The sequence below is a fragment of the Streptomyces sp. NPDC055632 genome (genome assembly GCF_053618675.1).
Genome location: NZ_JBSHHY010000001.1, coordinates 565,086 through 577,434, shown reverse-complemented (window position 1 = coordinate 577,434; position 12,349 = coordinate 565,086). Strand labels below are relative to the sequence as shown.

6 protein-coding genes and 1 pseudogene are annotated in these 12,349 nt (G+C 72.2%); 6 read left to right on the top strand and 1 reads right to left on the bottom strand.

Going from position 1 to position 12,349, the window contains the following annotated elements:
- Positions 1 to 357: 357 nt before the first annotated feature.
- Together ACWGSR_RS02405 and ACWGSR_RS02400 are read left to right on the top strand one after the other, a co-directional pair.
- Positions 358 to 2,691 (top strand): annotated as a pseudogene (locus ACWGSR_RS02405) (AbfB domain-containing protein); the annotation flags it as partial.
- A 36-nt stretch (positions 2,692 to 2,727) separates the two neighbouring features.
- Positions 2,728 to 3,186 carry an AbfB domain-containing protein gene (locus ACWGSR_RS02400; protein ID WP_376232299.1) on the top strand — a complete coding sequence of 153 codons (459 nt, stop codon included), beginning with the start codon at positions 2,728 to 2,730 and terminating at the stop codon, positions 3,184 to 3,186.
- A 75-nt stretch (positions 3,187 to 3,261) separates the two neighbouring features.
- Here ACWGSR_RS02400 and ACWGSR_RS02395 read toward each other — a convergent pair whose 3' ends face one another.
- Positions 3,262 to 6,570, bottom strand: a complete 3,309-nt coding sequence (locus ACWGSR_RS02395; RefSeq protein WP_453563068.1) for a LamG-like jellyroll fold domain-containing protein — start codon at positions 6,568 to 6,570, stop codon at positions 3,262 to 3,264.
- A 589-nt stretch (positions 6,571 to 7,159) separates the two neighbouring features.
- On the opposite strand from ACWGSR_RS02395, the gene ACWGSR_RS02390 reads away from it, so the two are divergent.
- The 4 genes from ACWGSR_RS02390 to ACWGSR_RS02375 all read left to right on the top strand — a co-directional run bounded on the left by ACWGSR_RS02390 (position 7,160) and on the right by ACWGSR_RS02375 (position 12,339).
- A complete protein-coding gene (locus ACWGSR_RS02390; protein WP_453563066.1) occupies positions 7,160 to 8,263 on the top strand; it encodes an ABC transporter substrate-binding protein in 1,104 nt (367 codons plus the stop codon).
- A 280-nt stretch (positions 8,264 to 8,543) separates the two neighbouring features.
- Positions 8,544 to 10,325 carry an ATP-binding cassette domain-containing protein gene (locus tag ACWGSR_RS02385; RefSeq protein WP_453563065.1) on the top strand — a complete coding sequence of 594 codons (1,782 nt, stop codon included), beginning with the start codon at positions 8,544 to 8,546 and terminating at the stop codon, positions 10,323 to 10,325.
- Positions 10,322 to 11,296 (top strand): ABC transporter permease, encoded by a 975-nt coding sequence (locus ACWGSR_RS02380; RefSeq protein ID WP_376232277.1) that lies wholly within the window; start codon positions 10,322 to 10,324, stop codon positions 11,294 to 11,296. Before ACWGSR_RS02385 ends, ACWGSR_RS02380 begins: the two co-directional genes overlap by 4 nt.
- A complete protein-coding gene (locus ACWGSR_RS02375; RefSeq protein ID WP_453563063.1) occupies positions 11,293 to 12,339 on the top strand; it encodes an ABC transporter permease in 1,047 nt (348 codons plus the stop codon). Before ACWGSR_RS02380 ends, ACWGSR_RS02375 begins: the two co-directional genes overlap by 4 nt.
- Positions 12,340 to 12,349 lie beyond the last annotated feature (10 nt).

Genomic DNA, 12,349 nt, shown 5'->3' with positions numbered 1-12,349 from the left:
GTGAGTCCGGCCGACACGGTTTACATCGATGTAATCCAGCGTCCGCAGCATCCCGGCTGGCTATGGGCATGTCAATATGGAAGCGCTCGCGCCGTGAGGCGACGCGAAGGAAATTGTTTGTTTCCTCTCGGTTGCTGGGTGATTCCGTTGAGAACTGTTTCCTGTTAGGTTCCTCCCCACCTCGTCCGCCGCCGAGGACCGGGGCGCTCCGCCCCTCGGGCCCGTCCGCCCTTGTTCCGCCGGACGGCCCTCGTCCGAGCCGCTCGTCAACTCCGCACGGAATCCCGCACGCCGACGGGCCGGACGGCCCCGGCACGTGCGAGGACTCCGGGCGCCGTCCTGCCCAGGAGGAATCCGATGCGACGCGTCGTCGCCTGCCTGGCGGCCCTGTTGACGATGGCGGGAGGTCTGCTCTTCACCGGAACCACCGCAGCCTCCGCCGCCGTCGTCCCCAAGACGCCGCCCCTGACCACCCCGTGGACCTCTCAGGTGTCCACCACCAACCCCCTGCCCGAGTACCCGCGCCCCCAGATGACGCGGCCCGACTGGCAGTCCCTGAACGGCGAGTGGGAGTTCCTCAACCCGCCCACCGACGGCGCAGGGAACGTCGACCGCAACGCGGCCCCGCCGCTCGGCCAGACCCTGCCGGAGCGCATCCTCGTCCCGTACCCGGTGGAGTCCGCCCTCTCCGGGATCATGCGCAACGACAACCGCGACCTGATGTTCTACAAGCGCTCCTTCACCGTCCCCCAGAACTGGTCGGGCCGCCGGGTGCAGCTCCACTTCGGAGCCGTCGACCACGAAGCCACCGTCTGGGTCAACGGAACCCGCGTCACCGGCCACAAGGGCGGCTACGACCGCTTCGAGGTCGACATCACCCCGCAGCTCCGCGCCGGCTCCAACGAACTGGTCGTCCGCGTCTACGACCCCACCGACGGGCGCGGTGAGAAGCAGCCGGTCGGCAAGCAGGTGAACAACCCCAGCGGCATCTTCTACACGCCCACCTCCGGCATCTGGCAGTCCGTCTGGCTGGAGCCCACCCCCGTCTCGTCGATCTTCTCCGTCGACATCAGGCCCGACCTGGCCACCAACACCGCACGGGTCAGGGTCTTCACCCGCGGCGACGTCGGCGGCCACACCGTCCGCGCCGAAGCCCTGAACGGCACCCAGGTGGTCGGCACCGCCACCGGAGGCTTCACCGAGTTCTCCGTACCGGTGCCGAACGCCCGCCGCTGGTCGCCCGACGACCCCTTCCTGTACGACCTCAAGGTCACCCTCCTGGGCGCCTCGGGCGCTGCCGTCGACACCGTCACCAGCTACTTCGGCATGCGCGAGATCGGCAAGAAGCTCGTCAACGGGGTCATGCGCCCCACCCTGAACGGCGAGTTCGTCTTCCAGATCGGCACCCTCGACCAGGGCTTCTGGCCCGACGGCCTCTACACCGCGCCCACCGACGCCGCCCTCGCCTCCGACCTGCAGAAGCACAAGGACCTGGGCTTCAACATGGTGCGCAAGCACATCAAGGTCGAGCCCGCCCGCTGGTACTACCACGCCGACCGGCTCGGGCTCCTGGTCTGGCAGGACATCCCCTCCACGCCCGCCTTCGACGCCAACCGCACCCCGGCGCAGATCGCCCAGTTCGAGACCGAGGCCCGCGAGATCGTCGACGAGCACCGGTTCTCCCCGGCCGTCGTCGCCTACGTCCCGTTCAACGAGGGCTGGGGCGAGTGGAACCTCGACGACACCCGCCGGGTCACCACCGACCTGGAGAACTACGACCCCGGCCGCCTGATGAACTCCCACAGCGGCTACAACTGCTGCGCCTCCAAGGGCGACCCGGGCAACGGCGACATCATGGACTGGCACGTCTACACCGGCCCCGACGCCCCCCGGCCCTCGGCCACCCGGATCTCCGTCCTCGGCGAGTTCGGCGGCATCGGACTGCGCACGCCCGGCCACGAGTACAGCCCCAACGGGCAGTTCTTCGCCTACGAGCAGGTCTTCAGCGCCGCCCAGCTCAACGACCGGTACACCGGCATGGTCCGCGACGTGCGGGCGCTCATGACCACCAAGGGCGTCTCCGCCTACGTCTACACCGAGATCACCGACGTCGAGGGCGAGTACAACGGACTGCTCACCTACGACCGGCGGGTCCAGAAGGTCGACACCGCCGCCCTGCGCGCCGCCCACGGCTCCCTGATCGCGGCCTCCCGCAACCTCAACGCGACACCCGGCCACACCCTCGGCCACGTGCGCTCCTTCCGGGTCACCACGCCCGGCTTCACCGACCGCTACCTGCGGCACGCCGACTCCCTGGCCCGCACCGACGTGCTGACCGGCGCCTCCGCCGACGGGGCCCGCCAGGACGCCTCCTTCCGCACCGTCGCCGGACTCGCCGACCCGCGCTGCTACTCCTTCGAGTCCGTCAACCTCCCCGGCCGCTACCTGCGCCACTCCGCGAGCCGCGTGCGCCTCGACGCCGACACGGGCGGGCCGTTCGCGGCCGACGCCACCTGGTGCGCCCGCACCGGACTCGCGGCCGGCGGCACCTCGTACGAGTCGCTGAACTTCCCCGGCGCGTACCTGCGCCACTACGCCGACGCCGTGTACCTGGCCCGCAGCGGCGGCCCCAACCCCTGGGACTCGGCCTCCTCCTTCGCGGCGGACGCCACCTGGAACACGGCGGAGCCCGCCCTGTGGCGCAGCTCCGTCCTCCTCCCCACCGACGTGCGGCGCTCGCTGCGCGTCACCACCTGGGGCCACACCGACCGCTACCTGCGCCACGCCGACAGCCTGGCCTGGACCGAGGTCGTGGGCGCGGGCAGCGCCGCCCTGCTCAAGCAGGACGCCACGTTCACCGTGCGGCGCGGCCTCGCCGACTCGTCCTGCTACTCCTTCGAGTCGGTGAACTACCCGGGCCGGTTCCTGCGGCACGCCGACAGCCGGGTGCGCACCGCCGCCGACGACGGCTCCGCGCTCTTCCGGCAGGACGCCACCTTCTGCGCCCGGCCGGGCGTCGGCGGGACCGGCGTCACCTTCGAGTCGCTGAACGTCCCCGGCGCGTACCTGCGCCACTTCGAGTCCGCGGTGTCCATCGCCTCGGGCGCCGGCAGCGGCGGCTTCGACCGCCCGCAGACGCTGACGGCCGACAGCGGCTGGACCCTGGAGGCGCCCTGGGCGCCCTGACGGGCCCCGCTGAACGAGAAGAGCGGGTCCTCCCGGGCGCCACCGCCCGGGAGGACCCGCTCCCTCATGTGCCGGCTACGGCTTCCCGGCCGTGTGCAGCGCGGTCACCTCCTCGGAGGAGAGCGCCCTGTCGAAGGCCTGCACCCGGTCGACCGAGCCGTTCCAGAAGTCGACGTTCCCGCCGCCCCACCGGGCCCGTCCGACCGCGAGCGGGCCGGTGCTCACGTCCGCCGGGCCGGAGGCCGCCGTCGCCACGAGCGAGCCGTCCACGTACAGCCGGATCTCGTTCCTCGCCGCGTCCCGCACGCCCACCAGGTGGTACCAGCGGCCGAGCTCGGGCGTCGTCGCGTACCGGGCCCGGTTGCCGCCCGGGGTGCTGAAGGCGAAGGTGCCCTGCCCGTACTGGAGGTAGAAGGGGTTCTCCCGGCGCCGGCCGTCCTGGCTGACCACGGTCGCGTAGTTGCCCGGCAGGGCGTCGAGCGTGGCCCACGCGGACACGGTGTAGCTCGTGGTGGTGTCGACGACGGGCCCGTCGGTCTGGGCGAAGTGGCCCTTCCCGTCGAACCTCAGCGCGCCGCCGTCGACGCCCGGGCCCCACGCGGTGCCCTCGTTCAGGGTGAGCGGCCGGTTCTGCGGCCCGGAGTCCCGCGCGGTCGTGCCCGCGCCCTCGTCCAGGGACCAGGAGGCACCGCCCTTGAGCGGGGCGCGCTGCCCGGCGGCCGCGCCCGCCGCGATCACCTTGCGGTTGATCTCACGGACCCGCACCGGGTCGACCTTGATCTCCCGGCGGTCGTACGTGTAGAGGCCGTTGAGCTCGTTCTCCAGGTCCGAGATCTGGGTGTAGACGGAGCCGGACAGCTCGGCGCCCGCGGCCTCCAGGTAGAACTTCTCGGTGTTCTCGACGTACGTGCGGGTCAGCGCCTCCTTGTCGGCGACGCCGCTGTAGATCACGGTCGGGGCGCCGGGCCACATGTGGCCGGGGGTGCGCAGGGTGAAGCCGCCGTGCTCGCCGTCCATCGCGATCCGGTGGTCCGGGTAGGGGGCGTCGGTGTTGTTGTAGTCGTGGTGGTCGAGGACGTCGCCCTTGCCGGAGTCGCCCTTGGAGTTGCAGCAGTTGACCCCGCTGTGGGCGTTGACGATCCGGGACGGGTCGGCCGCCTTGACCGCCTCGGCGATCCGCCCGGTCTCCTCCCGGTTCCACTCGCCCCAGCCCTCGTTGAAGACGATCCAGCCGATGACGGACGGGGAGTTGTGGTGCTGGCGCATCATCTCGCGGCCCTGGTCGACGAAGGCCCGGTGGCCGGTGTCGCCGGTCAGGTTGCCCGAGACGAAGTCCTGCCAGACCAGGAGGCCGAGCCGGTCCGCGTGGTAGAACCAGCGCGGCGACTCCACCTTGATGTGCTTGCGCACGGCGTTGAAGCCGAGCTTCTTGTGGGCCTCCAGGTCGAACGCGAGCGCCTTGTCGCTGGGCTGGGTGTAGAGGCCGTCGGGCCAGAAGCCCTGGTCGAGGGTGGCGAGGGAGAAGACCGGCTTGCCGTTGAGCACCAGCTTGGGGAAGCCGCCGACCTTCTCGACCGCGATCTTCCGCATGCCGAAGTAGCTGTCGATCCGGTCGGACGACCTGCCGTCCGTCAGCCGTACCTCCAGGTCGTAGAGGTACGGGTCGTCCGGGCTCCACAGGCGCTGGTTCGCCACCGGCAGGCGCAGTTCCCGGTCGGCGGGGCCGTGGACCCGGCCGACGACCTTGCCCCGGGCGTCCCGGGCCACGGCCTCCACGCGCGCGCGGGCCGAGGCGCGGCCCGACTCGACCTTCACGGCGAGGCTGCCGGTGTCGATGTCCGGCGTCGTGACGACGTTGTCAATGGAGACGGCGGCGACGGGCTCCATCCACACCGTCTGCCAGATGCCCGAGGACTGGGTGTAGAAGATGCCGCCCGGGTTTGTGGACTGCTTGCCCGTCGGCTGGTCGGGGCCGCCGGTGTCGGTGACCGCGACGACGATCTCCTGCGGGCCCTTGGCCTTGAGGGCGTCGGTGACGTCGGCGCTGAAGGCGTTGTAGCCGCCGGTGTGTTCGGCGACCTGCCTGCCGTTGACCCAGACGCGGGCCCGGTAGTCGACGGCGCCGAAGTTGAGCATCAGCCGGTCGCCCTTGCCGGCCTTTCCGACCTTCCAGCCCTTCGGCACGTCCACGAGGCGCCGGTAGAACATGTGGTCCTCGTGCCGCTCGATGCCGGAGAGCTGCGACTCGACCGGGAACGGGACGGTGATCCGCTCGTCCAGGTCCTTGCCGAAGACCGGCGTCTCGTCCGCCCCGGCTCCGGTGAACTGCCAGGGTCCGTTGAGGTTCTTCCACTTGCCGCGCACCTGCTGGGGGCGCGGGTACTCCGGCAGCGGGTTCTTCTCGTCCAGCCGGTCGCCCCACTCGGTGGTGAGCCGGTGGGTGGAGGCGTTGGCGGCCCACCGCAGGATCCGGGGCACGGTCTCGGTGCCGTTCCTCAGCCCGCCGAGGCCGTCGTAGTCCACCCGTACCCGCTGGCCCTTCTGGATCGGCTCCGCGAGGTCGACGAGGACGCTGTTGCGGTCGCCCGGGGCGACGCGGACCCGCTCGACCGGCATCGGGGTGGTGTCGGCCTCGACGGTGAGGTGGTCCGCCACCTTCTCCAGGCCGCCGACCCGGTGGTCGAATCGCAGCCGCACCTGGCGTCCGTCCGCCGGGACGGTCGGCTCCACCGGGTAGACCTCGAAGCCGGCGGGCGGGGTGAACGCGGACTCCGGGACGAGCTGCTTGGGCATCGTCGGCGTCGACCAGCGCAGGAACATGTTCGCGCCGCCGACGTCCTGGAACATCTCCAGGCGGAAGTCGTGCTTCTCGCCGGCCTTCAGGTGGACGGGCGCGCCGGTCTGCTCCCGGTCCCAGTCGGGCACCCAGTGGTCGATGACCGGCTCGCCGTCAACGAAGAGCCGGAAGCCGTTGTCCCCGATGCCGTGGAAGGTGTAGTCGCCGGTGACCGGGGCCTCGATCCGGCCGGTCCAGCGGGCGGTGGTGTGCTCGGACCGGCCGGTGAGCGACTGGAACGTGCCGGTCAGGCCGGAGAAGTCGATCCGCGGGTCGAGGGAGACGCCGCCGAGCTCGGCGAAGTCCCGGGCGCCGGGCGCCGACATGCTGAAGTACTCGCCCTTCAGACCGTGGACCTCGACGGCGGCGTCACGGGCGGACGGAGAGGGAGCGGACGGGGCGACGGGGGAGGAGGCGGACGCGGGGGAGGCTCCGGCCGGCTGCGCGGCCGAGGCGGTGGAGACCGGGGCGCCGACGGACAGCACCAGGGCCGCCGCGGTGAGCAGCGCCCCCATTCCGGTTCGGGGGCGGGTGTTTCGTCGTGTCATCGAGTCTTTCCTCGTGGAGAGGGGAATCGGAGCCGGGCCCGGGGGAGGCGTGACACCGGAGGCACTCCGGTGGTGCCGCGTGTCCGTCTCGGGGCACGGGTGGTCCGGCCGGTCGCCGCGCGCTCGCGCCGACGGGCCGGGGACGACGGCGTACGGCCGGTCCGCGCCCCGGCACGGGGGCGCCGGCGGGAGCGGACGGCCGTCATTCCAACGTTGGAAAATCGTGTGCAGCGGAATGACAGCACGCGGTGCGGAGGCTGTCCAGACCTCGTGCGGAGGCCGCGCCGACGGTCCGTCACCCCGTGGGCCGTTACGGCCGCTTCGCCGCGGGGACGCATTCCGGAAACGTCGTCCCGGCCCCTTGCCGTGCTCGCCGGGACGCGGTTATAACGTTGTAAAGCCGGAGCCGCCGACCTGACGAACGGCTGCTCCGAGCCTTTGTCCTCCCAGCTCAGAGCCTTGATCCGGGTGGATCGAGGCTGCGCACCAACGGTCCGCCGGCCCATCGCGGCAGACCGGCTCCTCTCCCCGCCCCGCGCGACCGCACGCCACTCGGCGGTGCTGTCCCCCGCCAAGGAGTGTCCTCCCGATGACCCTTTCGCCGACCCTTTCGAAGAGAACCCGCACCCTCTCCGTCGCCTGCGCCGTCGTCGCCTCCGCCGCGCTCGCCCTCTCCGGCTGCGCCAAGTCGGAGACCGCGGACAACGCGGGCGGCGACAGCGGCCAGGGCGCCCAGACGGTCCAGACGCCTACCGCGTCCGCCGCCGCCGGAGAGGGCTGCACCCTCACCTCCTACGGCGCGCCGAAGCTCGACCTCAAGAACGCGGTCGTCGGCTTCTCCCAGTCGGAGAAGGAGGCCAACCCCTTCCGCATCGCCGAGACGCAGTCCATCAAGGACGAGGCCGCCAAGGTCGGCGTCAAGAAGCTCCTCACCACTAACGCGCAGTCCCAGCTCTCCAAGCAGATCAGCGACATCCAGGACATGCTCGCCCAGGGCGCCCAGTTCCTCATCGTCGCCCCGCTCAACTCCGACGGCCTGGAGCCCGCCCTCCAGGCCGCCGCCGCCAAGAAGGTCCCCGTCCTCACCATCGACCGCAAGATCAACGCCACCGCCTGCAAGGACTACCTGGCCTTCCTGGGCTCGGACTTCGTCGAGCAGGGCAAGCGGGCCGCCGACGCGATGGTGAAGGCGACCGGCGGCAAGGGCAAGGTCGCGATCCTGCTCGGCTCCTCCGGCAACAGCGTCACCACCGACCGCACCAAGGGCTTCGTCGACCAGGTGAAGGCCACGGCCCCCGGCCTGGAGATCGTCGCCCAGCAGACCGGCGAGTTCGCCCGCGACAAGGGCCAGCAGGTCATGGAGCAGCTCATCCAGTCGAAGCCCGACATCACGGCGGTCTACGCCGAGAACGACGAGATGGCCCTCGGCGCCGTCACCGCCCTCAAGGCGGCGGGCAAGGCCCCCGGCAAGGACGTCAGGATCGTCTCCATCGACGGCACCCGCAACGCCGTCCAGGCCCTGGCCAACGGCGAGTTGAACGCCGTCATCGAGTCCAACCCGCGCTTCGGCCCGCTGGCCTTCGCCACCGCGCAGAAGTTCTACGCCGGCGAGGGCATCCCCGAGGACGTCATCATCTCGGACCGCTCCTACGACCCGGCCAACGCCAAGGAATCCCTCGGCGGAGCGTACTGACGCGAGGCCGGCGGGAACGGCACGACCGGTACGGGCGCGAAGCCGGTACCGACGTGCGACCGGTACCGACCCACGGTCGGCACCCCCCGATCCGTACGGGCCGGTGCCGTGGTTCCGGCGGGAACCGCGGCCCGGTCCGTACGCCCACCGGCCCGGGCCTCCGCCCGGCCGCGGGGCCGCCCCGCCTCCCCGCCCGCGGCGGTCTCGCTCACCGCCGCGCGGCGACCGGGGCGGCCCCGACTCCACCCCCTTCACCACCCCTCTTCGGAAGGCCACGTTCATGGCACCCCCCGAAACGCCGGCGTCCGCGGCGAACGGCACCGCGCCCACGGCCGCGTCCCGGGCCGAGGCGACGGCCGCGCCGACGGTGCTGGAGGCCCGCGGCGTCGGGAAGCGCTTCCCCGGCGTGGTCGCCCTCGACGACGTCTCGTTCACCCTCCGCGCCGGCGAGACCCACGCCCTCGTCGGCGAGAACGGCGCCGGCAAGTCCACCCTCATCAAGGTGCTCACCGGCGTCCACCGCCCGGACGGCGGCGAACTGCTCCTGTCGGGACGGCCGGCGCGGTTCGCCCGCCCCTCCGAGGCGCAGGAGGCCGGCATCTCCACCATCTACCAGGAGGTGAACCTGGTCCCGCTGATGAGCGTGGCCCGGAACATCTTCCTCGGCCGCGAGCCCAAGAACCGCCTCGGCCTCATCGACTTCGCCCGGATGCACGCCGAAGCCGCGGAACTCCTCGGCGGCTTCGGTGTCGCCGTCGACCCCCGCAGGCCGCTGAACACCCTGGGCATCGGCACCCAGCAGATGGTCGCCCTCGCCCGGGCGGTCTCCGTCGAGGCCCACGTCGTCGTCATGGACGAGCCCACCTCCTCCCTGGAACCGCGCGAGGTCGAGACCCTCTTCCGCGTCATCGACGACCTGCGCCGGCGCGACATCGCCGTGGTGTACGTCAGCCACCGCATGGACGAGCTCTACCGGATCTGCGACCGGGTCACCGTCCTGCGCGACGGCCGGCACATCCACACCGGCCCGCTCGCCGAACTCGACCGCGTGCGGCTCGTCTCCATGATGCTGGGCCGCGAGATCTCCGAGGTGCGCCGGCACGGCGTGACCAGCTTCGGCGCCGAGGGCCACGACATCACCCGCGAACCCGTCCTGACCGCCACCGGCCTGACCCGCCGCCACCAGCTGGACGGCGTCTCCCTCGACCTCCACCCCGGCGAGGTGCTCGGCCTCGGTGGCCTGCTCGGCTCCGGCCGCAGCGAGACCGCCAAGGCCCTGGCCGGCGCCCTGCCCCTGGACGCGGGCGGGGTGAGCGTCGGCGGCACGCCGCTCGGCCGGCTCTCCTCCGCGAGCGCGATCCGCGCCGGGATCAGCCTGCTCCCCGAGGACCGCAAGGCCGAGGGCATCGTCCCCGGCCTGTCCGTCCGCGAGAACATCGTGCTCGCCGCCCTGCCCCGGCTCTCCCGCGCCGGCATCGTCTCGCGCGAGCGGCAGGACCGGGTGGTCGACGTCTTCATGAAGCGGCTGCGGATCAAGGCGTCCAGCCCCGAGCAGAAGGTCGGCGAACTCTCCGGCGGCAACCAGCAGAAGGTCCTCCTGGCCCGCTGGCTCTGCCTCGAACCGAAGGTCCTGCTGCTCGACGAACCCACCCGGGGCATCGACGTCGGGGCCAAGGCCGAGGTCCAGGCCCTCGTCGACGAACTCGCGCAGGAGGGTCTCGCCGTCCTCCTGATCTCCTCCGACATCGAGGAGCTCGTCGAGGGCGCCGACCGGATCGTCGTCCTCAGGAACGGCGCCGCGGCCGGCGAACTGGTCGGCGAGAACGTGTCGGAGGAGGCCCTGCTCGCGGCCCTCGCCGACCACGCGCCACCCGCCGGAGACACCGGCCCCGTACCACCCGCCGGAGACACCGGCCGTACGCCGTCCGCCGAAGGCCCCGACCCCGTACCACCCGCCGAAGAAGCCGGGCCCGGGCCCGGCCCCGTACCGCTCGCGAAGACCACCGAGAACCCCGAACCCACCGCACCGGGCGCCCCGGCCGCCGAGGAGGACCCCCGATGACCACCCAGGCCACCGCGGCGCCGGCCCGCGCCGCCGGGACCCGGCCGAACGCCGCCGCATGGTTCCAGGAGTACGGCGTGTACGCCGCCGTGGCCGCGCTCCTGCTGTTCAACGCCCTCTTCACCGACCACTTCCTCACCGCCGACAACCTCCGCACCCAGCTCGTCCAGGTCGCCCCGATCGTCATCGTGGCCCTCGGCATGGCCCTGGTGATCGGCACCGAGGGCGTCGACCTGTCCGTGGGCTCCGCCATGGCCCTGGCCACGGCGCTGCTGCCGCTCTACCTCGGCTACGGACTCGTGCCCGCCCTGCTCGTCGCCCTCCTCGCGGGCGCCCTCGTCGGCGCGGTCAACGGCACCCTGGTCTCCGTGGTGGGGCTGCAACCCATCGTCGCGACCCTCGCCCTGTTCGTCGGCGGCCGCGGCCTCGCGCTCGTGATGGCCGACGGACAGCTCAAGCAGATCGTCAACCCCGACCTGCTCGCCCTCGGCACCGGCAGCCTCCTCGGCGTCCCCCTGGTCGTGGTCGTCGCCGGAGCCCTGGCGCTCGCCGTCGCCCTCCTCGTCCACCGGACCACCTTCGGCCGCCAGGTCGTCGCCATCGGCGGCAACCGCGCCGCCGCCACCCTGGCCGGCCTGCCCGTGAAGCGCGTCCTGACCGGGGTCTACGTCCTGTGCGGGGTGCTCGCCGCCCTCGCCGGCGTCCTCGCCACCGCCCGTCTCACCGCGAGCGACCCGTCCTCGCTCGGCACCCTGATGGAACTCTCCGCCATCACCGCCGTCGTGGTCGGCGGGACCCCGCTCAGCGGCGGCTCCGTCCGCGTCCTCGGCACCGTCGCGGGCGCCCTGCTCATGCAGCTGCTGCGCGCCACCCTCGTCAAGCACGACCTGCCCGACTCCACCGCCCAGATCGCCCAGGCGGCCATCATCATCGCCGCCGTCTACGTCGCACGGGAGCGCCGATCCCGATGAACCCCACCTCCTCCCCCACCGCGCCGGGGACGGGCGCCCCCGCGCCCGCGGGCGCGGCGAAGACCGACCGCGCGGCCACCGGCGTCTCCGCCGCGGAGCGGCTCCTCTCCCTGGTCCAGCGCCAGGGCGTGCTGGCCGTCCTCCTCCTCGTCGTGCTGATCGCCTCCTTCGCGTACCCCACCTTCCCCACCCTCGACAACGCCCGCGGCGTCCTCGTCCAGGCCTCGTTCCTCGCGATCGTGGCCCTCGGCATGACCCTGGTGATCATCACCGGCGGCATCGACCTGTCCGTCGGCTCCGTCTTCGCCCTCGGCGGCGTCCTCGCCGCCTGGGCCTCGCAGTGGGGCCTGCTGCCGGCGCTCCTCGTCCCGCTCGTGGTGTGCGGGGCGATCGGACTGCTCAACGGCCTGCTCATCGCCCGCGCCGGCATGGCGCCCTTCATCGTGACCCTCGCCTCCCTGCTGGGCGCGCGCGGGCTGCTGCTCGCCCTCACCGACGAGGGCGCCACCACCCATCTGGTGCCCAAGGGCTCGGCGTTCGCCGAACTCGGCCAGGGCAGCGTCCTCGGCTTCGGGTACCCGATCCTCGTCGCGCTCGCCCTGTTCGGCGCGGGCGGCGTCCTCCTCCAGCGCACCTCCTTCGGACAGACCCTGTTCGCCGTCGGCGGCAGCGGCGACGCGGCCACCCTCATGGGACTGCCGGTCGCCTGCGCCAAGGTGACGGTGTATGTGCTCAGCGGTCTGCTCGCGGGCTTCGCCGGAGCCCTCAACGCGGCCCGGCTCTCCTCCGGCGTCACCATCATCGGCACCGGCATGGAGCTCGACGCCATCGCCGCCGTCGTCATCGGCGGCACGCTCCTGGTCGGCGGCGCCGGCTCGGTCAGCGGCACCCTGTGGGGCGTCCTGCTGCTCGCCGTCATCCAGAACCTCATCAACCAGATCGGCTCGCTGAACTCCTCGTACCAGTCGGTGGTCAGCGGAGGCTTCCTGATCCTGGTCGTCGTGGCGCAGCGGTACGTTTCACGGAGCAGAAGAACGCTCTGACGCCGGAGAC

Excerpts from the sequence above, each read along its gene's own strand:
- ACWGSR_RS02390 (WP_453563066.1), top strand. The coding sequence starts at position 7,160 with ATGACCCTTTCGCCGACCCTTTCGAAGAGAACCCGCACCCTCTCCGTC.
- ACWGSR_RS02375 (WP_453563063.1), top strand. The coding sequence starts at position 11,293 with ATGAACCCCACCTCCTCCCCCACCGCGCCGGGGACGGGCGCCCCCGCG.
- ACWGSR_RS02385 (WP_453563065.1), top strand. The coding sequence starts at position 8,544 with ATGGCACCCCCCGAAACGCCGGCGTCCGCGGCGAACGGCACCGCGCCC.
- ACWGSR_RS02380 (WP_376232277.1), top strand. The coding sequence starts at position 10,322 with ATGACCACCCAGGCCACCGCGGCGCCGGCCCGCGCCGCCGGGACCCGG.
- ACWGSR_RS02395 (WP_453563068.1), bottom strand. The coding sequence starts at position 6,570 with ATGACACGACGAAACACCCGCCCCCGAACCGGAATGGGGGCGCTGCTC.